Annotated in this window: 30 protein-coding genes, 1 pseudogene and 1 riboswitch; of the genes and pseudogenes, 5 read left to right on the top strand and 26 right to left on the bottom strand. The window is 36.5% G+C overall.

Going from position 1 to position 24664, the window contains the following annotated elements:
* Positions 1–38: 38 nt before the first annotated feature.
* The 5 genes from HCB38_RS04595 to pduA are packed head-to-tail and all read right to left on the bottom strand — an operon-like array spanning position 39 to position 4031.
* Positions 39–551: a diol dehydratase small subunit gene (locus HCB38_RS04595; protein WP_185318508.1), complete on the bottom strand. Its 513-nt coding sequence runs from the start codon at positions 549–551 to the stop codon at positions 39–41.
* Between the two features lie 16 nt (positions 552–567).
* Positions 568–1227, bottom strand: a complete 660-nt coding sequence (locus HCB38_RS04590) for a propanediol/glycerol family dehydratase medium subunit (protein ID WP_185318507.1) — start codon at positions 1225–1227, stop codon at positions 568–570.
* A gap of 37 nt (positions 1228–1264) precedes the next feature.
* Positions 1265–2929 carry a propanediol/glycerol family dehydratase large subunit gene (locus tag HCB38_RS04585; RefSeq protein WP_003761744.1) on the bottom strand — a complete coding sequence of 555 codons (1665 nt, stop codon included), beginning with the start codon at positions 2927–2929 and terminating at the stop codon, positions 1265–1267.
* Positions 2930–2947: 18 nt separating this feature from the next.
* Entirely contained in the window at positions 2948–3751 is an 804-nt protein-coding gene (gene pduB / locus HCB38_RS04580; RefSeq protein WP_003736321.1) for a propanediol utilization microcompartment protein PduB, read from the bottom strand.
* On the bottom strand, positions 3744–4031 hold the full coding sequence (gene pduA, locus HCB38_RS04575) for a propanediol utilization microcompartment protein PduA (RefSeq protein ID WP_003719356.1): 288 nt from the start codon (positions 4029–4031) through the stop codon (positions 3744–3746). The genes pduB and pduA overlap by 8 nt, the downstream gene beginning before the upstream one ends.
* A gap of 301 nt (positions 4032–4332) precedes the next feature.
* Here pduA and HCB38_RS04570 point away from each other — a divergent pair, with 301 nt between their 5' ends.
* Positions 4333–5217, top strand: a complete 885-nt coding sequence (locus HCB38_RS04570; RefSeq protein ID WP_185318506.1) for a PocR ligand-binding domain-containing protein — start codon at positions 4333–4335, stop codon at positions 5215–5217.
* A gap of 152 nt (positions 5218–5369) precedes the next feature.
* A riboswitch (cobalamin riboswitch) is annotated at positions 5370–5561 on the bottom strand.
* 64 nt (positions 5562–5625) lie between these two features.
* On the opposite strand, the gene cobC is transcribed toward HCB38_RS04570, so the two are convergent.
* The 9 genes from cobC to HCB38_RS04525 all read right to left on the bottom strand — a co-directional run bounded on the left by cobC (position 5626) and on the right by HCB38_RS04525 (position 11716).
* Positions 5626–6201, bottom strand: coding sequence for an alpha-ribazole phosphatase (gene cobC / locus HCB38_RS04565; RefSeq protein ID WP_185318505.1), 576 nt, complete (start codon positions 6199–6201; stop codon positions 5626–5628).
* Positions 6202–6948, bottom strand: coding sequence for an adenosylcobinamide-GDP ribazoletransferase (cobS, locus tag HCB38_RS04560; protein WP_185619968.1), 747 nt, complete (start codon positions 6946–6948; stop codon positions 6202–6204).
* 1 nt (position 6949) lies between these two features.
* Positions 6950–7507: a bifunctional adenosylcobinamide kinase/adenosylcobinamide-phosphate guanylyltransferase gene (gene cobU, locus HCB38_RS04555; RefSeq protein ID WP_185637682.1), complete on the bottom strand. Its 558-nt coding sequence runs from the start codon at positions 7505–7507 to the stop codon at positions 6950–6952.
* Positions 7500–8243 carry an alpha-ribazole kinase gene (gene cblS / locus HCB38_RS04550; RefSeq protein ID WP_185637680.1) on the bottom strand — a complete coding sequence of 248 codons (744 nt, stop codon included), beginning with the start codon at positions 8241–8243 and terminating at the stop codon, positions 7500–7502. The genes cobU and cblS overlap by 8 nt, the downstream gene beginning before the upstream one ends.
* A 24-nt stretch (positions 8244–8267) precedes the next feature.
* On the bottom strand, positions 8268–8699 hold the full coding sequence (locus HCB38_RS04545) for a EutP/PduV family microcompartment system protein (protein WP_185318501.1): 432 nt from the start codon (positions 8697–8699) through the stop codon (positions 8268–8270).
* Positions 8700–8704: 5 nt separating this feature from the next.
* The gene (gene eutS / locus HCB38_RS04540; RefSeq protein ID WP_185318500.1) at positions 8705–9055 is read right to left on the bottom strand and encodes an ethanolamine utilization microcompartment protein EutS; all 351 of its coding nucleotides are present in this window, start codon (positions 9053–9055) and stop codon (positions 8705–8707) included.
* A 147-nt stretch (positions 9056–9202) separates the two neighbouring features.
* Positions 9203–9757, bottom strand: a complete 555-nt coding sequence (locus HCB38_RS04535) for a BMC domain-containing protein (protein ID WP_185318499.1) — start codon at positions 9755–9757, stop codon at positions 9203–9205.
* The gene (locus HCB38_RS04530) at positions 9754–11118 is read right to left on the bottom strand and encodes a 4Fe-4S dicluster domain-containing protein (RefSeq protein WP_185607686.1); all 1365 of its coding nucleotides are present in this window, start codon (positions 11116–11118) and stop codon (positions 9754–9756) included. The genes HCB38_RS04535 and HCB38_RS04530 overlap by 4 nt, the downstream gene beginning before the upstream one ends.
* 118 nt (positions 11119–11236) lie before the next feature.
* Positions 11237–11716, bottom strand: coding sequence for a precorrin-2 dehydrogenase/sirohydrochlorin ferrochelatase family protein (locus HCB38_RS04525; protein WP_185637678.1), 480 nt, complete (start codon positions 11714–11716; stop codon positions 11237–11239).
* 91 nt (positions 11717–11807) lie between these two features.
* Between HCB38_RS04525 and HCB38_RS04520 the strand changes: the two genes are divergently transcribed.
* The 3 genes from HCB38_RS04520 to HCB38_RS04510 all read left to right on the top strand — a co-directional run bounded on the left by HCB38_RS04520 (position 11808) and on the right by HCB38_RS04510 (position 13345).
* Positions 11808–12215, top strand: coding sequence for a VOC family protein (locus tag HCB38_RS04520; RefSeq protein ID WP_185318496.1), 408 nt, complete (start codon positions 11808–11810; stop codon positions 12213–12215).
* Between the two features lie 126 nt (positions 12216–12341).
* Complete coding sequence (locus HCB38_RS04515) at positions 12342–12914, top strand: ATP-dependent Clp protease proteolytic subunit (RefSeq protein WP_185318495.1); 573 nt, start codon at positions 12342–12344, stop codon at positions 12912–12914.
* A gap of 65 nt (positions 12915–12979) precedes the next feature.
* Positions 12980–13345: a nuclear transport factor 2 family protein gene (locus tag HCB38_RS04510; protein ID WP_185619972.1), complete on the top strand. Its 366-nt coding sequence runs from the start codon at positions 12980–12982 to the stop codon at positions 13343–13345.
* Positions 13346–13363: 18 nt separating this feature from the next.
* Here HCB38_RS04510 and HCB38_RS04505 read toward each other — a convergent pair whose 3' ends face one another.
* The 5 genes and pseudogenes from HCB38_RS04505 to HCB38_RS04490 form a co-directional block, all read right to left on the bottom strand.
* Positions 13364–14974, bottom strand: a complete 1611-nt coding sequence (locus HCB38_RS04505; protein ID WP_185637676.1) for a leucine-rich repeat domain-containing protein — start codon at positions 14972–14974, stop codon at positions 13364–13366.
* Positions 14975–15264: 290 nt separating this feature from the next.
* Positions 15265–15600 (bottom strand): CPCC family cysteine-rich protein, encoded by a 336-nt coding sequence (locus HCB38_RS15150; protein ID WP_312025796.1) that lies wholly within the window; start codon positions 15598–15600, stop codon positions 15265–15267.
* Between the two features lie 15 nt (positions 15601–15615).
* Positions 15616–15999, bottom strand: a pseudogene (locus tag HCB38_RS15145) (GNAT family N-acetyltransferase); the annotation flags it as partial.
* Between the two features lie 309 nt (positions 16000–16308).
* Positions 16309–17448: an immunity 26/phosphotriesterase HocA family protein gene (locus HCB38_RS04495; protein ID WP_185637674.1), complete on the bottom strand. Its 1140-nt coding sequence runs from the start codon at positions 17446–17448 to the stop codon at positions 16309–16311.
* A 23-nt stretch (positions 17449–17471) separates the two neighbouring features.
* A complete protein-coding gene (locus tag HCB38_RS04490; protein ID WP_185607683.1) occupies positions 17472–17819 on the bottom strand; it encodes a MerR family transcriptional regulator in 348 nt (115 codons plus the stop codon).
* Between the two features lie 66 nt (positions 17820–17885).
* Here HCB38_RS04490 and HCB38_RS04485 point away from each other — a divergent pair, with 66 nt between their 5' ends.
* A complete protein-coding gene (locus HCB38_RS04485; protein WP_185637672.1) occupies positions 17886–18194 on the top strand; it encodes a putative quinol monooxygenase in 309 nt (102 codons plus the stop codon).
* A 36-nt stretch (positions 18195–18230) separates the two neighbouring features.
* Here the strand turns inward: HCB38_RS04485 and HCB38_RS04480 are convergent, their stop codons facing one another.
* The 7 genes from HCB38_RS04480 to HCB38_RS04450 form a co-directional block, all read right to left on the bottom strand.
* Positions 18231–19880 (bottom strand): amino acid ABC transporter ATP-binding/permease protein, encoded by a 1650-nt coding sequence (locus tag HCB38_RS04480; protein WP_185619980.1) that lies wholly within the window; start codon positions 19878–19880, stop codon positions 18231–18233.
* Between the two features lies 1 nt (position 19881).
* Positions 19882–21597, bottom strand: a complete 1716-nt coding sequence (locus tag HCB38_RS04475) for an ABC transporter ATP-binding protein/permease (protein ID WP_185637671.1) — start codon at positions 21595–21597, stop codon at positions 19882–19884.
* Between the two features lie 314 nt (positions 21598–21911).
* Entirely contained in the window at positions 21912–22367 is a 456-nt protein-coding gene (locus HCB38_RS04470; RefSeq protein WP_185637669.1) for a MepB family protein, read from the bottom strand.
* The gene (locus tag HCB38_RS04465) at positions 22357–22806 is read right to left on the bottom strand and encodes a GNAT family N-acetyltransferase (RefSeq protein WP_149056249.1); all 450 of its coding nucleotides are present in this window, start codon (positions 22804–22806) and stop codon (positions 22357–22359) included. The genes HCB38_RS04470 and HCB38_RS04465 overlap by 11 nt, the downstream gene beginning before the upstream one ends.
* Positions 22807–22855: 49 nt before the next feature.
* Positions 22856–23386 (bottom strand): hypothetical protein, encoded by a 531-nt coding sequence (locus tag HCB38_RS04460; RefSeq protein ID WP_149056250.1) that lies wholly within the window; start codon positions 23384–23386, stop codon positions 22856–22858.
* Positions 23387–23470: 84 nt separating this feature from the next.
* Positions 23471–23761, bottom strand: a complete 291-nt coding sequence (locus tag HCB38_RS04455; protein WP_149056251.1) for an immunity 53 family protein — start codon at positions 23759–23761, stop codon at positions 23471–23473.
* Between the two features lie 113 nt (positions 23762–23874).
* Positions 23875–24555 (bottom strand): uracil-DNA glycosylase, encoded by a 681-nt coding sequence (locus tag HCB38_RS04450; RefSeq protein WP_185318484.1) that lies wholly within the window; start codon positions 24553–24555, stop codon positions 23875–23877.
* Between the last annotated feature and the right edge of the window lie 109 nt (positions 24556–24664).

The raw sequence follows: 24664 nt of genomic DNA, 5'->3' as shown, positions 1-24664 counted from the left end.
CACCGCATTTCCTACATAATCATGAGCAAAGTTGAATTTTAATTATCGCCTTTTAATTTCTTACGCTCTTGATAAAGCTGTGCTGCTTCACGAACATAATTAGAACAAATCGTTGCTTGATAAACGCTCTCTAACTCATCCGCAATCGCAAGTAATTCTTCTTTTGAGGAACGGTATGGACGCATCGCATTGTAGATTTCTAAAATACGCTCATCCGGAACAACAGTTAATTCTGCTGCACGTTCAAAGTTGTTCGCGAGTGTAGCACGTCCAGCATCTCTTGCTACTTGCGCTTGCATTCTAAGTGTTTCTGCTGTTACACGAACATCTTCAGGTTTGATTGTGCCATCTAGAACACTTTTTAGCGTAATATCATCCAAAGATTTAGATGATGCTGTTTTTACAAGTTCTGGACGTTTCGTACCAAGTGGATAGTCGCGAACAGTGAGTGTATCTCCGCTTACTTTTTGAGATGTGGTTGTTGTTACTGCACCACTATTTACTTCTTGTAAAATATTTCTAACCATATTTTCTAGTGCTTCTTGATTCATCATTTTCACCTCACTATTAATTTACTTGTAGTTCGACTGCATTTTTCCCTTGAACAACATGTTTCGTTTCTTTGATATGAAGTAAAGCTGCTTTTGCTTGGAATTTCGGACGAGCCATTTGGTCATTTACCATTGGGACCGGATTTGGTGATTCACCTTTTGCATATTTCGCAGCATTTTTACCAATCGCACGGTAAGTTTCGAGTGTGATTAGTGGTGCTTGTGGGAACAACTCTAGGTTCGAAAGTGGTTGTAAATCTTTTTGGTGGATTAATGCTGTACCACGCGACTGAATCCCGATACAAATACCAGAACCACTTAGTTTATCGCCTTCTACTGCGACGAAAGCTACGTCAGAAGAACGGAATACACGAACAACTCGTGCTTTTAACCCTTCTTCTTCAATGCCTGCAATCACTTCTCGTAAAATTTGTTTATGCGGAACGCCAACAATATTTTTCGTTTGATATTTACCAAAAGCTGGTGCGACCGCAATGACAACTTCATCTTTTTGTCTTCCTGGTTTCGCATCACCAACTTCTGTTAAAAAGCTTTCATCTGAAACTACTGCACTTGGCTGTTCTTTTTGGAAAGAAACTTTATCTTCTTTTAGCTGTAATTCATCTAATACTTCTGAGATAATTCCACGAAGTACTTTTTCGTTAATTTCAACCATGTCTCTTAATCCTCCTTTATAAAAAATGGGAAGTAGCTTAGTCTAATTCGTTTGCATCAACTGCAACAGCAATATCTTTTAATTTTTCCCAGCGTTCGCCTTCTAAACGATAACCAGTTCCTGGGCCTGCGTAATCATTTAAATCGTTGACGGAACTAATGACATTCCAGTCTTTATCAATGATGGCAGATGTATGAAGGAAGTCCCCAGATACGCGTTGTTTCAGCATGTTTAGTACGCTTTCGGCAACATCGTCAAATCCACCAGCAGATAACGCTTTTACGACATCCAGACCAGTAACACCACGGTCCATCATTTCAGCTGCTGCTTTAATATCTTCTACCATGTTACGTTCTGGCATATCTTTACTTCCACGTGCATACGTTGCTGCTTCTACTTCCTCATCCGTTACAGCAGGAAGACCTAATTTATCAAATACAACTTGGATTACTCGTGCAGCTTTATTTCTAACCGCTACAACTTCTTCCTCCGTCACTGGTGTTAAACCACCATCTACTTTTAAATCACGTTGTAAAATATTGTAATCATCAAAATCATCTGCATCAAAATTGGAACCCGCAAACATATTGTCATAGTTTGGAGTCGCACTATATCCAGAAGAAATATAATCAGTTCCTGGTAAAAATTGCATCAGTAAACGAGCTGTACGACGAATATCCGAGTGAGAGAACGTTTGGTCATTACCAGAAGCTACTTCTAGATCTAACATAACGGCAATTAAATTCTCTGCAAGAACTGCTCTAATACCACTTGGTACAGCTCCCGGAATTCCAATACAACTAATCGACCCATTTTGTAAACCTTGAACACCAGCTGCTTTTGTAATAAAAATACAACGGGATTCAAGATATAGCATAGATTTTCCTTCTGCATAACCCATTTGAACCTCAGAACCAGTTCCAGATGTGAAACGCATTTTTAGACCACGAGAAGCATATGCACTTGCCAAAATACCTTTAGACCAAGGTGTATCATCTCCGTCTGTAAATACAGGCTCCGTACCATAAACAGAAATCGTTTCAGCGTAACAAGTTAAGCCGCGCATACCAAGCTCTAATTCTGTTGCTTCCTCAAGAGAACATTGCGTTAATACGCCACCACGCCCTGTTTGCGAACCTACTAATAAGCTAAGTGCATTAAAAGGTGCATAACGAACTACTGCAACGGTTGTTTCTTGCTCGTCAAAACCACGAATTGCTGCTTCTGCCGCATCTGCTGCAATTTGAACAGGATTATCACGCAAGTTAGTTACGTGAGCTTGGGTTGTCGGTGTTCTACGTGAACGCATTTTTTGCATGGACATCATCATTTCGACAACGTTCATTTGCGAAACTACTTCTACAATTTTTGCTGGTGTCATTGCTGTTGTAAGTAAAACGATTTTTTCCCGCGGTACGTTTGGATCACATAGCATGTTTGCGAGCTTCACAGAGTCCATTTTCATAACTTCTTCTGCACGGGATAAATCAACGCCATACTTAGCGATGAAATGGTCAATTAAGTCAAAATCAGCTAATTTTTTGCTGTCCATTTCGACTACTTTTCCATTTTCTATTTTAATGCTTGGTTTTGGATCATTTGGGCTTTCCATTGCGATTAAGCCTTCTTCAATCCATTCTTTTACAAAACCATCTTGATTGACCGGGCGTTTTGCTAACTCTTCAAAGCGTTTTGATTTCATCAGTCGTTACCCTCCGTTCTAAATGTAGGATGGACGATCATTTTTCGGTTCATCCCCTAAAGCTCCAAGTAATTTTTTACCAATTTCACGTGCAGAAATAACTGCTTGACGAACTGCGCCAGAATCTCCAGAGATACAAAGAATTACTTCATTGGAGAAACTAGTTCCATCAGCTGGTGAAGAGTAAGCAACCACATCTACATTCGCAGATTTCACCGCAGTATCAGCCATAACAACGCCAATCCCAGCTGGAGCACCAACCATAAGTCCGAATGCTTTACCTACTGGTGCGCCAAATGCAGTATTAAGTGCGTGGCTTGCGCGTGCAGTATATTGAAGTTCAATATGTCCTGCTTCGTTACCGTATACATCTCCAAAAGTTTTATCTAATTCATTCAGTGCAACTTCCACTGCACGTTTCACATCAGAAACATCGTCACCACCAAAGATAATTAAAGAACCGTGACCCGCACCGCCTTTTGTATCACGTGGTAATTCGATTTTTACTACTTCTGTATTCGTTGCTTTTACCGCTTCATCTGCTGCCATAATATGTGGGCCTGCACCAGTACGAGCTCCTAAAATACCTATAGAACGGTAAGACTTCTCAAGCTTCATTGCTTCTAAAAGTTGTCCGTCTACATTCGCAATCACTAGGCCGATTGTATCTCCAATCGCTGTTCCTACAAACTCTGTTAATTGAACTGCTTTTTCACTCATTTGACGTGATCCTCCATCCTCTACTATTTTTTCCGGGGCATCATTGACCGTTTCCATTACCTGTTTTAGAATTTCGTCAATCAGTTTATTTTGCTCACTCATCTGACTTCACCCTCACTGGTAAAATTTCTTCCACATCAGTATGCGGACGAGGAATAACATGTGTACTCATCACAGTACCTACATTTCTTGCTGCCGCCGCTCCTGCTTCTGTCGCTGCTTTCACCGCACCAACATCACCACGAACCATGACAGTAACCAGTCCAGATCCGATTTTTTCGTACCCTGTTAAAGTTACATTAGCTGATTTAACCATGGCGTCAGCGGCTTCAATGGCGCCAACTAGCCCTTTAGTTTCAACTAAGCCTAGTGCTTCTTGCATGGGTGTACCTCCTTCTCAAAATAAGTATTTTACTCTCTCAGTATAGGCAATCTAATATATAAATAGTTGCCGCTTCCAAATAAAAAAAAGAAGACGCGATTCGTGTTTTAACACAATTTTGCGCCTCCAAAAAAAATAACCACAAAAAGCCATCCAGTAATGCATGGTTTGGGCTTTTACATATGAAATTAGTCTTAGCAATATATTGTTATCTTCATGGCAAGAAAATGTAAGCGCATTATAAATATGCTATACTAAGAACGACAGAAACATGCCAAGTATTGCCGAAAGGGGAATAGCTATGTTACTACAGTCCAAAAGCAACGAAATGCTCATTGAAAAAGTCATGGATGAGTTCTCAGCCGCAACTAGTTTAGCCTCAGTTGTTGTAGATATACACGGTACCGAAGTTTCAAGATTATGTAACTTTACTCCTTTTTGCCAACTCATTCGATCTAACCCTAAATATCGCTCCCTTTGCCAAAAATGTGATATGTTTGGTGGACTAGAAGCCTCCAAAACCGGAAAACCTTTAATTTATCGATGTCATGCTGGATTAACCGATTTTTCTGTCCCCATCGTCGTCGAAAATCAACTTAGTGGATTCTTACTCAGTGGTCAGGTTATTTGTGAAGAAAATAGTGAAGTTGGTAATATTCAAACAGAAGAAACGGATTGGAAAAACGATAAAGAACTAATATCCGCATTTCGCTCTGTCCCTGTTTTCAGTTCTAAAAAAATCAACTCTTCTGCAGAAATGCTTACAATTATCTCCCAGTATTACTTGAAATCTGAAATGGAAAAAAGCCGCGAAGAACAAAAACAAAAGATCGCCTTCCACCATACGAAAATAGTACATCATGAAGATAATAAAGAAATTCGGAAAGCACTCAAATATATCGAAAAAAATCTCAACCGTCCTATTACACTTGATGAAGTAGCAAGTCATGTATATCTTAGCTCTTATTATTTCAGTAAATTATTCAAAAAAGAAATGAATGTGAACTTCATTAATTATGTGAACCAAAAGAAAATGGCACTCGCTAAAGAAATGTTGAAAAACCCACGCTTGTCCATTGATAATATCGCTCGTAATCTTGGCTTCACTCAAACGAGCTATTTCTGTAAGGTCTTCCGAAAAGAGTTTGACGTCACTCCAAAAGGCTACCGCGAAACTTTAAAATAAGTATTTCTCAAAGTCATATTCTATATTATTTTAGAGTATGACTTTTTTGTTCCTGAAAAGCAAAAAAACTTTCATCCATTATCGAATGAGAGTTTATGCACAGCAAATAAGCTATACTACCCGCATACGCTTTTTAGGACCCCGAAAAAGAGTTGCTTCCGTCTTATTTGGCGAGTATCCTGACTTGGCTTCATCCAACTATCGAACCTTCCCATACGCTAAAAAACGTACAGTGGCTATCTCGATTTTTGTCCACCTTACAGTTGCGGGGGCAGTTCCGGCTTCACACCGAATTCCTCTTTCAGAAATGCAAACACATTCCACCAACATAAGACCTATTTAACTACCTACATCTTAACACAAACGATTTACAAAAAAAGCGTTTTCACCTGAAACAACAAAAATCTACTATTGATTGGAAATAAGAAAACGTTGAGATTTGTTGTCCCAGAGCGAATAACACCCTTGCTTGAAATCGACATCCCAAAATTGTGCTATTTTTTGATCTTGTAGAAAAAGTGCAATAGCACGTAACACACCAAGATGCCCTACAAATAACACCGTATCGAGCTTCTGCCAGTTTTCCCATTCAGCCTTAAATGTAGCTATCACACGCTCATAAAAAACCGGAAAACTTTCCCCATTTGGAAATGGAGCTATTTGCCAGTTACTACAGTAGTCATCCCAAGCGACAGGAAACTTAGTACTAATTTCTTGATATGTATATCCTTCAAAATCGCCAAAATTCATTTCATTAAATGCAGGAAAACGAATTGTCTTTCGGTTACTTAATAATGCTGCAGACTGAATTACGCGCATTAAATCACTGGTAACTACTAAGTCAAATGAGTAATTAGTAAGCCTTTCTTGGAGTCGTTTCATTTGTCTTATACCATTGTCATTTAAAGCCACGTCCATTTGACCACAATATTTTTTTAGTGCATTGCAGTCGGTTTCGCCGTGCCGGACAAAAATAAGTTGCAATTACATCAACCCCCAAATTAATACTAAACAAAATAGACACACAAGTTGCCCCATCTGCCCCCCTGCACCTAGCGTATCTCCGTTCATTCCACCAATTCGCTTATATACAAATAACCGGTAAATGATTGTAAATATTAACACCCCGGCGTAAGCAATTAGCCCCACATAAGAGAAAAACAGCGCTAACACAATGAGAACAATCCCTTGGGCAATCATAATCGGCCACCAAGGAACACCTAGAAAAATCGAACCAAGTCCCTCTTTAGAACCCGCATAGGTCATTTTTGCAAAAAGCAACATTGTCACGCCTTTAGCAACCATTGGTAAAACGAAAAACAACCAGCTAATCTGCTGTATGTTTGGAACAGAAAAAAATAAAGCACCATAAAAAAGAAAATAAAAGCAAATCGCAATCACACCATTTGCGCCAACTCGACTATCTTTCATAATTTCTAGCATACGCTCTTTTTTACGCGAAGAAAATAATCCATCAGCTGTATCTGCAAGCGCATCAACATGGAATCCGCCTGTGATGATAATTTCTGCAAAAAGTCCTGCGATAATTGCAACCGGCAAAGGCATAACAAATGATACTAAAGAAAAAACAAGCCAATTCCATGCACCTATAACAATTCCAACAAACGGAAGAAGCGCACTCCCTTTTTTCAAGTTAATCTCGTCCATATTTATTTCGATAGGTAGCGGAATTCGCGTAAAGAATTGAATTAGTAAAATCAATGTTTTCATATTACTTCCACCTTTTCGGAATGCCACTCATGACAAAATAGACTTCCTCTACTTCCATTGCAATTTGCTGATTAATACGACCAATAATATCTCGAAAGACTCGCGTTAACTTATTTTCAGGTACAACCCCTAAGCCGATTTCGTTCGTAACAAAAATAAGTTTAGCGGTGGATTTCTTTCCCGCTTTTAAAATTGCGCGCACTTCCGATTGAATCGCAGCTTCTATTTCATCAGCAATCTCATTTGTCAACTCGCGCTCGCCAAGCAACGTAAAAAATAAATTAGTAACTAACATCGTTACACAATCAAGCATTATTACATCATATTGATTTCCATGTTGCTCCAAATGAGCGGCAATCCCTTTAAAAGCTTCAAAAGTATCCCAGTTCTCTGGGCGGGTTGCTTGATGTTTTTTTATCCTAGATTGAAACTCTGTATCATTTTGAAATGCAATTCCGGTCGCCACATATAAAACACGATTATATTTAGCAGCTTCTTTTTCAGCAAAACTACTTTTACCACTTCTAGCGCCGCCAGTTACAAGCATCATTTCACCCATGGTAATTCCTCAATTCTCCTAAACATTTAGCAGTCGGCAAGTCCTGCTCAAATGTTTTTACTTCACTTGCTTTAACCGCTACTAAAATAACTGAAGCTGGCCCCACAGTTTTATTCATGGTCGCTTCATTAAAAATGCCACTAGCTTTGAAAACACAATCATTAATTCGTGCTAAAGTATTTGCTTCATAAGCCATTCCTTTCGATCCAACCGGCACAACTTCAAGTACTCTGCTGTCAGAAACTAACTGTTTGACCAAATGATAATCTGGCATCTCCGCCATCCTCTGCAAAACTTCTGCTCCTACAATCGGTTCGCCAAATGCAAATAAGACCGCAGCTTCATGCACATTTATGAGCTTGAGTGCAGCTTTAGTCGCAAAACCAGTTACAAGAACGCCTACACTAGTTTGTGTTACGTTCATATTTTCTTCAGTACTGCCATTTAATTCAATATGACCTAAATCAGCCTTAATAAGTTCGTCTTTTAGCCCTGCGATAACACGTTTACCAGTCGGATTCATTTCCGCTCCGATAACATCACTCACAGCCACTACTACAGCACCTGAAGCAAGCATTTCTAGTAGAGCAACTCTCAAAGTCAACTGAGCTGTCACTTCTGGCGCAACCCTTAAGCCATCATGCACTTTCTCACCAAACCCAGCGCTAATATCACAACTCGTCAAAACACAACCACCAGGCACATCAATTATAGATAAATCCCTCACTTGAGGCATAAAAAAACCCCCACTTAGTTAAAATTAATCTTCCAAATATGCCCGAAGCTCTTCTATTCCAGTTTCCTCTACCGAAGAAATATAAAAAATATGCTTCGCGCCGGCCATGCGTAATGCCCGCTCTGCTCGCTCAATGTCTTTGTCCGATTCCGCCAAATCCACTTTTGTAACAATCCCAATAACCGGTTTAGCAAAAATACTGGTAAACATCGGTGAAAACGTCTGCTTCTTCTCCGTTACACTCTGTAAAATCGCGATTACTGATGCATCAGCCGCAGTCACAGTGAGCGCACTATATAGTTGCCTATGTTGTACAAATTCGCCTGGCGTATCAATCATTTCTTGAAAATACTCCACCGCTTGTGTTTTTTTATATAAAATATCATATCCGTGCAATTTCTGGCACAGCGTTGTCTTACCACAACCAACTGAACCCATTACCATCATTTTCTTCAAGTAACTCAGCTCCTAGTGATTTTTGGAATTGAGAAGTCCAAAATTTCGTGTAATGAAAAAACGACTTGTTGTAAAGCTGATTCAACAGAAGAAACATCACCTGTAAGTACAACGGAACCACTAAAACGATCAATGAAGCCAATTCGTACATCTCCAGATTTAGTCGCGATGTCACTTGCGATAATCGAAGCTTCACTTGGTGTAATGGTTAAAATTCCAATCGCACTAGCACCTTCTTCTAAACCTAATTTCGTATAAATATCACGGTTTGGATTCGCGATTAAATGCGCGAGTGTCACCTGTTTACCTGGTACGTATTCTTGAATTACGCGTTCTTTATTATCCTCAAAACTCATTTTTCCCACTCCTCATCTAGACAAACTATCTCAAAATAATCCTATCATATTTAGGCGCCACTATTTTGTCAAATTGTTCAAAAGGCACGCAACCACAGTCAGTGCGTACCTTTCTCAAAAACTCTATGACAATATATTGTTATCTTTTTAATAGATTAAACTCTCAAAAACTTCTTTACGAGGTCTTGGTATAACTACTTTATTAATTAATAGTGCTTCTTCTTTAGCTGCACTAAGGCCTGCTTCCACTGCCGCTTCACAAGCTGCTGTATCACCAGTTAAAACGACAAATGACTTACCAGCAATCCCAGTCGCCAACCGAATATCCATTAGCTGAACATCAGCTGCTTTTACTGCGGCATCAGCTGCTATAATTGAACCAGAGCACGAATAATATTCCATCACACCTACTGCATTCATCTCATCTGGAACTTCCGTTTTGTTAATTGCTTTGATTACTTGGTCAGACACGCGAGGAATGACTAAGTTCCCGACGATATTTGCCGCACCTATCTTCGTTCCAGCTTCAATTGATTGAGCTACAGAATCCACTGTGCCTGCTATTAAAATATAATATTTCCCTGGACAGCTTGCTTTAGCATAAATTAATTCGGAATTGGCTGCTTTTAGCATTGTGTCAACCGCCTCAATGCCTTTCGAAATACTATTTAATTCGAGAAATCCTAATGTATCCATTTTCATGACATCACCTTCTTAATATGAACTTGTTCTTCGGTTATACGAATAATTTGACCGTCAATACTTGCATGGATATTAGCCCCAAGAGCTGTATCAGGAATCTTCGCAATCAAATCACCTTTTCTCACAATATCCCCCTCGTTCACAACCGGAATAGACGGCGCTCCAATATGCATTTTCGTTGGGATAAACACTTCATCCACATCTAAATAATGCATTGTTTCTAAATGAACATCTGCATATTGCTGTAAGCCCATTTTGATTAAAATATTTTTGGGGGCAATCGATTTATATTCGCGCATCGGGTCAGGCGTAAATTCTTTTTTATCGGTTTGATAACGAACACCTTGTTTTAGAAGTTCTTTTTTCACATGAATGTTTACTTGGCGCGGAGATAATCCCATCGGACACGCAATTACCTCACAAATACCACATTCACAACAAATCATCGCTTCTTCCCAAATCGGATCTGGTTTAATATCCGTTATATCCTCTGCAACCGCAAAATGACGCATAACTTTATGCGGATGAATATCATGACCTAATTGCTTTCTCGGGCATAAATCCGAACAAAGCGAACACTGAATACAAGCTGATTTTGTTTCATTGAAAATTTGTTCCACTGTTTGGTAATGTAACTTGTGCAGATAACCTGTATCCTCTGCAACAATCAAGCCAGACGTAGTTTTTGTCACCACTTTTTCAGAAATGGTGGATTGGTCATTCAATTTACCCATCATCGGTCCACCATCTAAAAACAAGTACTCTTCCAAATTAGTTCCGCCTGCCGCTGCTAAACAAACCTCAAATGGCGTTCCAACAGGGACATCCAACAGCTTTGGTTCTCCTACCGCTCCAGTTACTGTCAACTGTTTACGAACGACCGGCGCGTCATCTTGAATCGCATGGAAGACGTTCCACATTGTCGAGACATTCGATACAATACAGCCAACCATTAGTGGAATACCGCTTGGTGGTACAACACGGCCTGTCACTTCAAATACCATGACTTGCTCATCACCAGTCGGATAAACATTATCCATCTCATGAATTGTCACGCTTGCATCTAGTTCTGTAATTGCTGACCTAAGAGCCGCAATTTCTTCTGTGTAATAACGTTTTGTCGCAATAACGGCAAATTCTGCACCTACTTGGCTTTTAACCATTTCAATTGCTTTAATCGTTTCTACTGCATGGTTTCTCATGACAAAATGATCGGTTTTTAGTAGCGGCTCACATTCCGCCGCATTAATAATTAAGTATTCCACTTCACCGCTAAACTTGGCATGGGTCGGAAAACCCGCTCCACCACAACCAACAACGCCAGCATCTTTAATCTTTTCTAAAATGGACATTTGGCTCAACACCCTCTTAATAGTTTTTCAGTATACTTCAATGATAGAGCGTTTACATTTCAAAATCTATAGTAAAATTTTGCAACCTAAAAGAGAGCAATATAATAGAATAAAAAACCTACTAAAATTAGTAGGTTTTGTCTGTTTTATGTCGATTGGCAATTTCGTCTGTTTTTAAATTTTCAATTAGCTGGCTTACTTCTCTTTTTATTTTCTTGGCGTATCCTGGATTACCACCATCCGTTGAAATACCGACTAGCAACTCATTTTTTGATACAGTTGCCATATTGAAAAAATCGGAATTCTTTTGTTCTGTCGTATCATTCACTAGTTGCTCTGGCAGATGATCTTTCAGTATCATTTGATTGACTTCTGGGTTATTCGTACAAATAAATATCAGAAAAGCGCTATTAAGATGCTCTGCTCGGTAAGCTTCTTCTTTTACCTGTACTTGAAGCTCTTTAATCTCTGGCAAAACATCTAACCCAACAATTAAAATATCAGCACCGGTATGAAGCAGCCCCTTTACTTTACGAAGTGCTACCTTCCCACCGCCAATTATGACAACCCTTTTCCCTGTAATATCAAGCATTATCGGATATTTCATCATCAAGCCCCCGCACATTTTTCTTCATTTTAACACATAATTGAAACATTTTTCGGGTATAGTTAAAATAATTCAAAAGGAGGTAGAATAAATGTTTAATCAAGCGAAACGAATCTCCACATTTTTCACTTTTAATGGAAATGGTGAGGAAGCATTTCAATTTTATTTAGACACTTTCCCTGATGCAAAAAAGGTCTCATTAACCTACTTCACAAAGCCTGAGCAGGGCGGTGATATTGGCAAGGTTCTAAATGCTACTTTTGAAATAAAAGGAGCTTCATTCATGATTATGGATATGACAAATAACGCCTCGCCAGCCTTTAGTTGGGCTACTACAACACTTTATTTTGCAGATACAGAAGAGGAATTTGATTCCCTTTTTGAAAGATTAGCTAAAGAAGGAAGCGTAATGATGGGCCCAGAAGAAGTGGAAGCCCTTCGAAAAGTCGCCTGGGTTACAGATAAGTTCGGGATTACCTGGCAATTAGTATTGGCATAAAAAGAACACGAAAACGCCCTCTAAAGCGTTTTCTTTTTTAGTTCAAAACGTTTGACCATTTTCGACCATTATGATAAGATACCTATATTACAAATAAACGAAGACTTTTCAAGGAGGAATTTTTTCATGGCAGACAATAAAAATAATGAAAATATCGCGAATATCCTTACACAAAAATTAATTGATACACGAACAGTTTTAATTTATGGAGAAATTAATCAAGAGTTGGCTGAGAACGTTTCTAAGCAACTTTTGCTACTAGAATCTATCAGTGACGAACCAATTACAATTTTTGTAAATAGCCAAGGTGGTCATGTTGAAGCAGGCGATACCATTCATGATATGATTAAATTCATTAAACCTGTAGTGAAAGTCGTTGGGACTGGATGGGTTGCAAGCGCAGGCATTACTATTTACCTAGCTGCTGACAAAGAAAACCGCTATAGCCTACCTAACACTCGCTATATGATTCATCAACCAGCTGGCGGTGTTCAAGGTCAAAGTACAGAAATCGAAATCGAAGCAAAAGAAATTATCCGTATGCGCGAAAGAATTAATCGCTTAATCGCAGAAGCAACTGGTCAAACATATGAAAAAATTTCTAAAGATACCGACCGTAACTTCTGGCTTTCTGTCAATGAAGCAAAAGATTACGGCATCGTTCATGAAATTATTCAAAACCGTGATGGAATAAAATAACACAAAAAGGTTCACTTCATTTTGTAAGTGAACCTTTTTTATTATCTTTCAAAAGGAGTATCAAAATGGAATTAACCAAAACAAATTTTCAAAAGCTTGACCAAATACATTTATCCTTCGAAAATCGTCATTCAATGGCTGAAATCATCGCTATTTTAAGTGAATCATACATTGAAATCACTAAAAACGGGGTGATTAAAGACTATGCTTATTACAAATCGCTTGAAACGCTTGGAGATAACACTTTAGAAATAACAGATTATTACATAAAAATTTTAGATGAGACTAAAGTCTTAACCTATTATAGATTGAAAAATATAAGTGAAAACAGCTATACAATGCGAAGTAATATTTGGATATTCGAAAATGGTTCATGGAAACTTACCTTTCATCAAGGTACAAAAATCACACTAGAAAAGGAATTTGACTAAATGCCAAATTCCTTTTGTTTATTTTCTTTTTCGCAATAAAATCACACTAGAAACAGCTAACATTATACCGCCAACTAAACTAGAAGTCATTCCTCTATCCCCTGTTTTTGGTAAATTTCTATTTTCTTTCACTGCTATCGAATTAACAGAAGAGGTCTGTTTTATTATGGCTGGTTGAATATCTCGCGTTATTGACTTTACTGGACCAGTTGAAGGGATTTGATTTGGTGGATCCACCGGGTTTACCGGGGCAATTGGGTCTACTGGTTTTACTGGATCTACTGGGTCTACCGGGTCTACCGGGTCTACCGGGTCTACTGGGTCTACTGGGTCTACCGGGTCTACTGGGTCTACCGGGTCTACTGGGTCTACCGGGTCTACTGGGTCTACTGGGTCTACTGGGTCTACCGGGTCTACTGGGTCTACCGGGTCTACTGGGTCTACCGGGTCTACCGGGTCTATGGGTTTATCAAGTAAAGGCTGAGTAACTTTACCGGAATATGTTGTTGTTAATGAACCAATAGTTACTGGGATGTTGTAATTATAATTAAGGATATTGTTACTTTGAAGTCCTTCCCAAGTAATCTCTTCATTTGCGTATATACCCCCATGGCTAACTGTGGTTGGTTTTACCCTACTACCATTTTCGTCAATTACTGGTGCTGGTAAAGTAAGTGGATTATCTACTTCGACCGCTTCCAACACACGAGTTTGATTATTAAGTTCTAACCTAGTTAAATTAGTCAAATTTTCCAGTGGAGAAATATCAATAATTTGGTTGGAATTTAAGGATAAGGTTTCAATATTTGGAAGTTCTGCTAAACTGCTTATATCTGTAATTTTATTGGTTTGTAAGCCTAAATCTTCAAGGCTCGTAAGGTTTTTAACTACAGTTATATCACTTATTTGGTTACCATATAAGCTTAATCCAAGTAAATTAGTCATATTTTTAAGAGGCGTAATATCATTAATATTATTACCTCCAGCCCAAAACATCAACATATTTGTCAAGTTTTCAACAGGCGTTAAATCCGTTACTTCACAATCTCTCATAGTCAAAAATCCTAGCTGTGTCATATTTTTAACAGCACTAATATCCGACACTGGGTTGGCGCTAATATTAAGATCAAGCAAGTTTGTTAAATCCTTAATTGGTTCAATAGTTTGCAGATTATTAAATTCAAAATCAAGCGACATTAATGAAGTCAAATTCGCAATAGGAGTTAAATCACTAATTTGATTCCTCGCCAAACTAATTATTTCTAACTGAGTTAAACTACTTAATGGCGATAAATCACTCACTTGGTTGCCATAGCCAAAAATCTGATTAAGATTTTGCAAATATTCTATTCCTTCCAAGCTTTGAACGCCTTTTGAATTGAAGTGTAATGCTCTCACAGTATTCAATTGACTTTGTGTAACTGTGCTAGTTACAGATGGTAGTTTCAACCAATCCGCCACTACTTGTGCAAGATTTGGATCTGTAAAAATTTCATTAATTGACTTTGGCGTCGTAAGGATATATTTTGTCTCGGCTTTAACTTGTTGTGGCTTCGTTAAATCCCCCATACTAAAGACACAGGCTAAAATTAAAAGTAAACTAGTTGTTAATTTAATTATTTTTTTCATATTGTCCTCCTTGATTGTCAAACCATATGATACACCGCTCATACGGTTAAATCAATGGAAGAAGGAGGCAATATTTCCTGTTTCATAAAGATTTAAAATAAATATTTCCGTGTTATATTTCCATCTTATTTCTTACATTTAATCCTAGTAAAGAAGCTTTTCAGAGATTTCCTCTAACGAATAGATAATTAATTAATTGTGACTAAATAGTGAAACAATGCATAGAAAAGTGAAGTTTTACTACTAAAAAAACAACTGAAACTTTTAAATCTACATTTATCTGTTAATTTTTATAACTCGTTTGGCTTAGGTGCTCTAACATGCTTCTTCATTGAAAGTTCACATGCACCAAATGCTTGGAAGTTTTTACGTGCTTCTAATAAAGTTAATCCATTATTGGCGCCAGAAGGAATATTTAATAATCCTTCTATCGAGGAGATATTTTGATAGTAAGAATAAATCTCACCATTTTTTAAAGCAAAATAGCCATCATCTTCCCAAAAACACACGGGGCAAATCTCAAATTCTCCCCTCACATCAATCGTTAAAGAATTACAACAAACACATCTCTCTTTTTCAGTATTGTCTGGCCATTTAAGTAATAGCGTTCGTTCTTTTTCTTCTATTATTTTAAAACCATATTTTAAAAGAAAGGAAATCCCAGCCACATTTTCTCGTCTTACTTCATCGAAGATAACTCTTCCTTTACATTCATTTTGAAAAAAATCCAAGAACAAGTCCAAAGCCTTTCGAGCTATTTGTTGACCTCTATACTTTGCGGCAACTTTAATATTTAAATAAGCTGTCTCATTTTCCAAATCTCGAAAACTGACTTCTCCAACAGGTTCCATATCTTTTTTGATAATAAAATACGCATTAGTTTCTAGTGACTTAGACTTTAACCAATCCATTCTCGTTTCTTCTGGAAAAGAAAATGGCCCGCCAAGCACTTCTGTTGTTGCTAAATCTCCCCATAACCATTCAATAAAAGGAAAATCAGCAGTAGTAGGTTTTTGTAATGTGATATTGATAGAGCATCCCTCCCATTATATCATTTCATTTATTAAATCGTTATTGACATACTATCATGACTTTCAAACTACTTCCCATTATTTTAGAAACAATAGCATTATTCTCGCTTATTGAAAATAAACTTAAAAAATCGACTGCACCACTATTAGCAGCCATAATTTCATTAAGTTAATTAACTATTTGGAAGCTAAAATGGTATTGTTTAAGAGGAGCTGTTAGTTCATAGCTACTGCTTTTTTTAGTGCAATTATATTTGCTCTATTAAATTTCACACTTTGGATGGGACGAGATTTTATTTTTCGTTAAATTAATAACATGTTTTGAGCCGAAATACCATTGTGTTTTTCATTAAAATCATCAAACGACATTTCCCCATCTATCTCTAAAACTTCATAAATTTGTTTTAGTTCTTTTGTAGTGAATATTGTTTTAGGAGAAACTAGCTTTTTCGAGTAACTAGCAAGTGGCGTCATTCCTAATCCTGAATAAGGAAGAAAATATTCCTTTCCATTGCTTCTCTTTAAGAACTCTTTCGCGGGCATTGTCTTACTTCCAAATCCCCAATCAAATCTAATGGTAATTTCCTCTTTGTATCTTTTAATAATATCCTTATCTGGCGCGTCTATTGTTCGATACCCTGCATAAGTTGTAGATCTTCCATTAAAAGAAAAATTCATTGGAAAGAGGATATCCGTTTCTTCCAGTATAACCTTACCAATAATTGGGAAGGCTCCTCGCAACACTAAATCATCCATAATAAATTCCGGATTTAATAGTTCCTGTTTTTTCAAAAGGGTTAAATCAACTGAATTTTGTTTGCTTGTATAGTTAAAGCTCCGTATCACAAGTGGAACACCCATCATCAAACGGAGATAATGCGAACTATCTTGTGGCAGTATTTTTTGTTTCCGAAACGTCTGAAAACAACCAATTACAAGTGCAAATCCATACTTATTTCCTATAGGATAAGAAAAAACAGACCCTTGCTGGATGACTTGTCTCATTTTTACAGTCCGTTTCGCTTTGGCTAACATGCCCAACCAGTCACTACCATAATTTCCCGTAATTTTTGCTTGGACATTTTCCTTGGTAAAAACCATGTCTTTCTCAAAATATATATTTTCAAAATGCCGAACGCCTAATTTTAGCTCTATTCGATGACTGACTTTATTTATTTTTAGTCTTAATTCTTTTGTTTTTGCTTTTAAAATTGCGTTAAGCGTCAATGCTTTTGGTTTTGCTTTTTTTCGTCCAACTAATTCATTGGTATCCGTAAGCTCTATATTATAATCGATTTCTTTGTAACAATCAGCTTGATTTAGTATCAATTTTATTAGCACACGATTTCTAATAATCACTTCTGCATTTTCCACAGTCAATTTTTGATCATTTTCAAGAATTTGATGTAACCCTACTATTTCTCGTATCTCATTATTAATCATATCTGTTCACCTTCCTGTTGTTTTTAAAGCTTCTCTCGGTATCCATCCACTTTTCTAGCTACAAAAGAAATCGTTTCCGCCAATTCTTTTTGTTGTTCATACAAGTTTTCCATATGATTATCTAAAATCTTTATCCGTTTTGGTAGTGATGCATCTCCTTGTTTTTGTAATGCAGCAAAATTTTTAATATTCGTTATCGTCATGCCTGTTTGTTTCATTTTAAGCAAAAGCTGTACCCAGCAATAATCTTCTTCCGTATAAACACGATAATTTTTTTCATTTCTAGCTGGTATTAACAATTTTTCTTCCTCATAATATCTAAGCGTATCAATCGAAAGACCTGTTTTAGTAGCAAAATCTTTAATAAGCATCTAATTCCTCCTTGCTATCGGGTATACTCCATACCTTAAGCTTAACATATATGAAGGAGGGGGAAAATGTATTTAAAAGAATATCCTAATTATTTATATTGCACAGCAGTTATTCAAACTACCGGAAAGGTTTCTTATGAACTGTTAGTAGAACGCTTGGAAGAGTTACGCGCTAAAACCGTAACTGAAAAAGGATGCATTTTATTTGAAATAGTTCCTTTAGAAAAACAACTTGGCAGGTTCGCATTGTGGGAGATTTGGCAGAGTCAGGAAGCTTTTTACTATCATCATCAACAAAACTATACGAAAGAATTTTTTGCAGCAAAACTTGATACTATTGAATTTTTCGAAAGCTCAAAGAAAGTGGATTTATAAATAAAAACAGCTTGTAATTTACACAAGCTGTTTTTATTATTTTGCTACGCTTTTCAATGTACCATTTTCTAAAAATAATTGTTCTTCTGCTAAGTCTAATGTTGTAGCCCGGTGAGAAATTACAAGTACTGTTTTATCTTGAATTTCTGAACGAAGCGTGTTTAAAATCGTTTGTTCATTAATATAATCTAAATTGCTCGTTGGTTCATCTAATAATAAAAATGGCGCGTCATGAAGGAATAATCTCGCTAACCCTATACGTTGACGTTCCCCATCTGATAAATTTCGTGATTGCCCACCGATAATCGTCTCATATCCTTCTGGCAAAGTTTCAATCCACTTATCAATCGCCGCTTTTCGCGCAGCCTCTTTTACTTCTTCCAAACTCGCATTTTTTTTACCTAGACGAATATTATTACTAAGTGTATCTTCAAATAAAAACGTACTTTGCTCCATTACACCTTCTAGCCGGTGAAGCGAAGACTCTGTAATTTCAGGAAGTGCGTTATTATTTAAATTAATCTGGCCTTTTGCTGGATCCCAGTAACGCATCAGTAGTTTTACTAAGGTGCTTTTCCCGCTGCCACTTTCTCCGCCGATGCCAAGCCATTTCCCTTTAGGTAGAATAAGCGAAAGTTCGTTTAAGATTTGCTCTTTCCCCTCATGGCTAAAACTCACTTTAGCTAGTTCTGCACTTTCGAAATCAGTTAATTCTAGCGATCCATCAAATGATACGACTGGCTTTTCTTCTGTTAACGCATATAATCGCTTGCCACTAGCAAAAGTGTTTAACAGCGCCGTTCCTAAAGCGTTTAGTGCCAATACCGAGCCAAAAGAACTTAAACTAAGCACAGTTCCAATTAATACCGTTTCAAGTGGTAATTGCCAAAAACTACCTAACATTAAAATTAAAGTCGCCGTACCAATTAGCACCCATTCACCAAATATTTGGAGCTCGCTTCCTTGTCGTATTCGTTTCTGATACTGCTTGTTGAGCTTTTCGCCCCGTGCTTCTAGTTTTGCTAAACGTTCTTCTCCAAATTTAAATTGGAATATATCTTGTAAACTTGCAATGTTTTCCATGACAATTTGATTAAGTCCAACAAATTCTTTTTGATAAGCTGTTCCGATTTTTTTATTTCGTTTATAACTAATTATTGGCAAAATAACCCCGACCAAAATTTGGCCTAACAAAAGTAGGATTGCTAAACCAACATCATAGCTTGCCAAAAAGCCAACTGTTACAACCGTCGTACCAAGTGCAATAAAAACTGGTGAAATCGTATGCGCAAAAAATACTTCCAAAGCCTCGACGTCCGTTGTAATCGCGGCAACTAAATCACCACTTTTCTTCCCCGACAAACGAGCTGGTCCTAGTTTTCGCAAAGTCGCAAAAATACGTTCTCGAATAATCGCGAGTAGACGAAAAGCAATATCATGATTTAAATACTGTTCTGCATACCTTGCAAGTCCGCGAACTACACCACAACCAACCATGACAAGGAGCCATTTATACGGATTCAGTGGTTGCTGTAAAACCACCGCAAGAATTCCATATGATCCTATTAAAGAAATCATAATAACGGATAAATTACTAATAATACCAAGAAAAATCGCCAAAACCATCTTGCCTCTTAACGGTTTAACAAATTTTAAAAGCCAACCAATAAGTTTCCATTCCGACATATTAAGCTCCCCCTTTCAGCAACGCTTCTTCTTCTAAAAAGTAATTTTTGAAGTAGTTGGATTCTTGTTGCAATCGTTCTGGACTCGCCACTTCCACCAATTTTCCTGATTCAAAAACGAGCACCTGATTCGCCTCCAAAACATTATATAAGCGATGCGAAATAAAGAGCACGATTTTTTCTTTAGCTAATTCCTGCAACACCAGAAGAATAATTTTTTCACTTTCCAAATCCACCCCAGAAGTTATTTCATCAAAAACATATAGTTCTGCTTGACGCAGCAATGCTCTTGCTAGTAACAAACGCTGTCTTTGGCCACCAGATAAATTACTACCATTTTCCTCTAAAGGCTCGTTTAATTTTTCTGGTAATTTTTGTACAAAACCTGCCAAGCTAACCTGCTCCAATACTGTCCAGAGATCATTATCATTCGCAGCTGGATTACCTATTAATAAATTTTCTCGAATACTATTTGCATAAAGATAACCATGATTATCCACTAAAACACCTTGTTTTCGAATAGCTTCTTCGCTCAAACTAGCTAATGGTACATCATTCCAAATAATTTCCCCTTGATAGCCTGGCAATTGATTTAATAGTACACGTGCAAAAGTACTCTTCCCTGAACCAGACTTACCAACAAGAGCAGAAAAACTTCCTTTACTGAAATTAGTTGATATATCTTGAAGTGCTTCTGCTTTCCCTGCTTCATATGTATATATCAAATCGCGCACCTCTATTTTTTCTAAAGGTTTGGCTAGTTCTACTGAGCCGTAAATTTGCTCTTTTAACTCAAAATAAGCAAATAATTTGCTACAAGCACTGATTCCATTCATCGCTACATGGAATAAAGATCCCAATTGGCGCATTGGAATAAAAAATTCGGCACTTAGTAATAAGAACATTAGCATGCCAGTTGTACTTATAGTTCCATTTGTGAACATAATTAAAGACATACCAATACCAAGTGCTGCCCCACTGTATGAAATAATATCCATAATCGTAATAGAGTTCAGCTGCATTGACAACAAACTCATCGTGGCTTTACGAAAACGCTCCGCATCAGAAACAATTTCCTCTTGCTTATATTTATCTTGATTATATGCTTTTAAAATACTCAAACCACTTAAATTTTCATGAAATTTAGCCCCTAAATTCGTATAATCTGACCAATAACCACTCAAAATTCGTTTAGCAATTTTCATTACTGCCATAATAACAATCGGAATCATAGGCATACAAATTAATAACACAATCGCTGGCTGCCACGCAAAACCAACTAAACTTCCAAAAATCATGAAAGAAGCGATGAGACAATAAAATAATTGCGGTAAAAAACGTGAATAATAAATTTCTAATTGTTCAATCCCATCTACTGCAAGTTGTGTTAATGTAGACGCCGGTAACTGTCCTTCGTTATTCCCTAATCGAAAAGCTTTTTTCATCACCGCCCGCCGCATTGATAATCGTAATTCTGCCGACGCTTGGTAAATTTGTTTTTCCACTAATTTGGTGAAAATAGCTTTGCCAACTAAAACAAGCAAAACCATCCCAACAAGACGTAACCAATCAACACTTTGGCCTTCCAAATAATACGTTAATTGTTGAGCAAAAATAAACCAAAGGCCAATCATCAGCCCCAAACTTAATACACGAAAAAGGATTAATAATATTAAAGATTTCTTTTCAACTAGTTGAAACAAACGCTTATCAATCATTGTACTTCCTCCGAGTTATATTAAGGTTTATTTTAGAAATCCTAAATACTTTCTTTGTTATTTTGGCAGTATGAGCCATTTTTAATACTACTTTTCCCATTTGATTGCTAACCTCCATCAATAAATCTTTGTTTATTATATCACAAAAAATACCATTTGATAACGATTATCATTATCATTTGTTTTTTTATGAGAAGGAATTTTTCTTCCAACTGGAAAAATGCTGATTATTATTTGGAAGGAATAGATATAGACCATATGATTAACTTAATACAAAGTTGCATGTTGTTTTTAAACAATAAAAGAAGATCAAATTAATGATCTCCTTTAATGATAGAATAATTTTTAAAATACACTTGTTGCCAAGCTTGCGTTTTTTTCGCTGTTTTATTTAAATCTTTACACCACGGTGGGTAAAATCTAGCAGCCATTTTTCCATTTCTAGTTTTACTAGTTAAAATCCCCTTATCAATTAAACATTGTCTTGGAAAAACAAATAAACCATCCAAATCACCATCAATGACAACAATACATAAAAAATCAGCTCTATCTGACTCGTCAAAAGAGCGATTTTTTCCAAATTCATTTTTCTTCCAAAAAGCGACAAAGTATCCTTCTTTTTTATCCGTTTTCTTCGCCAAACGAGTACGAATCAATGTGTTATTTTCAGCTGTTTTTATAACCATTCCTTGATATTCTTTATTTTGTGATTCTTCCCGAATTACTACCAAATCACCAAACTCTGCTTGTAAAAGCTGTTCATATTTCAATAGATTTTCCCTTCTGCTTTAAATGGAGAATGGGGTAAGGCTTCCCAAATCCATCTATATCGCTTTTGGAATAAACCACAAATCCATGCTTCAAATAAAATCTTGTCGCAAAATGGTTCTGTTCATTTACATCTACTTGATTTATTCTTTTGTTCTCAAGTAACCACAAAAGAATCTTACTCCCATAACCTTTACCTCTAAAAACTGGATCAAGAAATAGCATTTCCAATTCCCGTTCACTCGTTCCACTAAAACCAACAAGCTCTTCACCAGAAAACCACAAAAGCAATTCCACATTAGCTAAAAATCCCGGAATTTGTTTTTTGTAAAATAGTCTATCTTCTACAGTCAAAAAGTCATGCGTTGTAATTACGGACTTTTCCCATATAGTTAAAATAGTTGGGAAATCTTGTTTTTTTGCTTTTTTATTGATAAGCATTTTTTACCAACTTCCCATTTACATAATTCTTTTCAAATCAATACAATTTCTAAGCAAGTTCTTCCATCAAAATCAATAAAGACTTTTCATTTTGATTCTTCACATTAATCTCTAAGTAGTCAAAACCATCTGTTTTAACTTGTTCCCAAGGTATACGTCTGCCATCAATTAGAAGGACATTTCCATTACCATCAAATTCATAATCTTCTTTTTCACTTTCATAATCAATTCCAAGGCCAATAGATAAATTAATTTTAGAGACATTGTTCACTGGAAATCTTTTAAGTTCTCTACTTTCAATCACAGTCTTATCATATTCATCACAAAACATACTATCATATCCATAATAAGCGCCATCATAAAGTAATATTTCTTCTTTTGTTAAATTATTTTTTGCTATGATTTTTAATGGGACCTTAAAATCTGCGGCTGTAATTAGTTGATCTCCCTCAATTTCTTCAAGCGTTCCACAATAAAAAATATCAAATGTTTCCTCACTATTTGCAGTTGAAATTTCTAAATTAAGATAATCATTGATACCTATTTCTTTTGCAGTATTTTTCAAATATGATGGAATCAAATTTTTTCCTCCTTAATTATATTAATAAGCGATTATAGCATATATTACTACCTTAAAACATCTTTTTTATAGCTTGTTTCGTATTTATTCACTTAGAGCAAATTCTTTAAAATAACTAAGAATTGTTATTAGCTTATGAGGATCTCCAAAACCTTTAAATTCTTCATTTTCTTTAACTATTTTTATCCAGTCTTCCTCACTATCCATCAAATCGACATTTTCAAATTTTTTATTTAATAAAGTGGTTTCTTTAAGGTTAATTCGGACAAACCAACCAGGATTATCAAGGGTTTCTATAGTCACACCATAGTCATGCTCCCAAGCTCCATCACACTGTTCTTTATACCATTTTTCTATCCACAATAAAATATCCATGTTTCACCTTTCCTTATGCTCTAAAGATTGCTTATTTGATAGGTGGCTCTCACTTATTAACTCTGAACAATCCAGAGTTTTGTGCTTTTACTTTAACTATTCCACGGGCTTTTTTATTTCATTTCTTCAATATTAGGAATAGCCCAATCAATTGCTTTGCGTCCATTCTTTTCCAAAAATTCATTAGTTTTAGAAAAATGCTTGCACCCGAAAAAGCCTCCGCCTGCTAATGGTGATGGATGCGTACCTTTTAGCACTAAATGTTTAGGATTATTTATCCCTTTTGCAGCATCCATTGCATGATTTCCCCAAAGGATAAAGACTAATGGCTTATCATAATCATTCAGCAAATCTAAAACATGACTAGTAAATTTAGCCCAACCAAATTTCTTATGACTACCAGCTTTTCCTTCTGATACAGTTAGGCTTGTATTAAGCATCAATACTCCTTGTTTGGCCCAAGAAACTAAATACCCATGATTCGGAGCTTCAATATCTAGGTCTGTTTTTAATTCTTTATAAATGTTTTTTAAACTCGGAGGAACTTTTTCTCCAGGCTTAACAGAAAAACTTAGTCCGTGAGCTTGTCCTACTCTATGATAGGGATCTTGTCCAATAATAACCACTTTAACATCTTCATATGGACAAAAATCAAAACATGAAAATAATTCCTCTCTAGGCGGAAAAACTGTTTCTGTTTGATAGGCCGTTTCAACTTTATCCATTAATTTTATATAATAATCTTGTGTTTTTTCTTCTTCAAAAAAATCATTCCAATTTGTTATGTTATTCATGTTTGTTTTACCTTTGCCCTTCTTGATTTTTTTATTATATTGATTGATAGTTCACTTATAATAGCAAATAAAATGCGATTATGATGATCTATTTCTTGAGTTTCATCCA

Source organism: Listeria farberi (assembly GCF_014229295.1).
Classification (GTDB): Bacteria; Bacillota; Bacilli; order Lactobacillales; family Listeriaceae; genus Listeria; species Listeria farberi.
Note: the sequence above shows the minus strand (reverse complement) of the source record. Positions and strands in the feature narration are given on the sequence as shown.

Coding starts and splice junctions, on each gene's coding strand:
- HCB38_RS04595 (WP_185318508.1), bottom strand. CDS start 551: ATGAATCAAGAAGCACTAGAAAATATGGTTAGAAATATTTTACAAGAA.
- HCB38_RS04590 (WP_185318507.1), bottom strand. CDS start 1,227: ATGGTTGAAATTAACGAAAAAGTACTTCGTGGAATTATCTCAGAAGTA.
- HCB38_RS04585 (WP_003761744.1), bottom strand. CDS start 2,929: ATGAAATCAAAACGCTTTGAAGAGTTAGCAAAACGCCCGGTCAATCAA.
- pduB (WP_003736321.1), bottom strand. CDS start 3,751: ATGAGTGAGCAAAATAAACTGATTGACGAAATTCTAAAACAGGTAATG.
- pduA (WP_003719356.1), bottom strand. CDS start 4,031: ATGCAAGAAGCACTAGGCTTAGTTGAAACTAAAGGGCTAGTTGGCGCC.
- HCB38_RS04570 (WP_185318506.1), top strand. CDS start 4,333: ATGTTACTACAGTCCAAAAGCAACGAAATGCTCATTGAAAAAGTCATG.
- cobS (WP_185619968.1), bottom strand. CDS start 6,948: ATGAAAACATTGATTTTACTAATTCAATTCTTTACGCGAATTCCGCTA.
- cobU (WP_185637682.1), bottom strand. CDS start 7,507: ATGGGTGAAATGATGCTTGTAACTGGCGGCGCTAGAAGTGGTAAAAGT.
- cblS (WP_185637680.1), bottom strand. CDS start 8,243: ATGCCTCAAGTGAGGGATTTATCTATAATTGATGTGCCTGGTGGTTGT.
- eutS (WP_185318500.1), bottom strand. CDS start 9,055: ATGAGTTTTGAGGATAATAAAGAACGCGTAATTCAAGAATACGTACCA.
- HCB38_RS04535 (WP_185318499.1), bottom strand. CDS start 9,757: ATGAAAATGGATACATTAGGATTTCTCGAATTAAATAGTATTTCGAAA.
- HCB38_RS04525 (WP_185637678.1), bottom strand. CDS start 11,716: ATGAAATATCCGATAATGCTTGATATTACAGGGAAAAGGGTTGTCATA.
- HCB38_RS04520 (WP_185318496.1), top strand. CDS start 11,808: ATGTTTAATCAAGCGAAACGAATCTCCACATTTTTCACTTTTAATGGA.
- HCB38_RS04515 (WP_185318495.1), top strand. CDS start 12,342: ATGGCAGACAATAAAAATAATGAAAATATCGCGAATATCCTTACACAA.
- HCB38_RS04510 (WP_185619972.1), top strand. CDS start 12,980: ATGGAATTAACCAAAACAAATTTTCAAAAGCTTGACCAAATACATTTA.
- HCB38_RS04505 (WP_185637676.1), bottom strand. CDS start 14,974: ATGAAAAAAATAATTAAATTAACAACTAGTTTACTTTTAATTTTAGCC.
- HCB38_RS04495 (WP_185637674.1), bottom strand. CDS start 17,448: ATGATTAATAATGAGATACGAGAAATAGTAGGGTTACATCAAATTCTT.
- HCB38_RS04490 (WP_185607683.1), bottom strand. CDS start 17,819: ATGCTTATTAAAGATTTTGCTACTAAAACAGGTCTTTCGATTGATACG.
- HCB38_RS04485 (WP_185637672.1), top strand. CDS start 17,886: ATGTATTTAAAAGAATATCCTAATTATTTATATTGCACAGCAGTTATT.
- HCB38_RS04480 (WP_185619980.1), bottom strand. CDS start 19,880: ATGTCGGAATGGAAACTTATTGGTTGGCTTTTAAAATTTGTTAAACCG.
- HCB38_RS04475 (WP_185637671.1), bottom strand. CDS start 21,597: ATGATTGATAAGCGTTTGTTTCAACTAGTTGAAAAGAAATCTTTAATA.
- HCB38_RS04465 (WP_149056249.1), bottom strand. CDS start 22,806: ATGCTTATCAATAAAAAAGCAAAAAAACAAGATTTCCCAACTATTTTA.
- HCB38_RS04455 (WP_149056251.1), bottom strand. CDS start 23,761: ATGGATATTTTATTGTGGATAGAAAAATGGTATAAAGAACAGTGTGAT.
- HCB38_RS04450 (WP_185318484.1), bottom strand. CDS start 24,555: ATGAATAACATAACAAATTGGAATGATTTTTTTGAAGAAGAAAAAACA.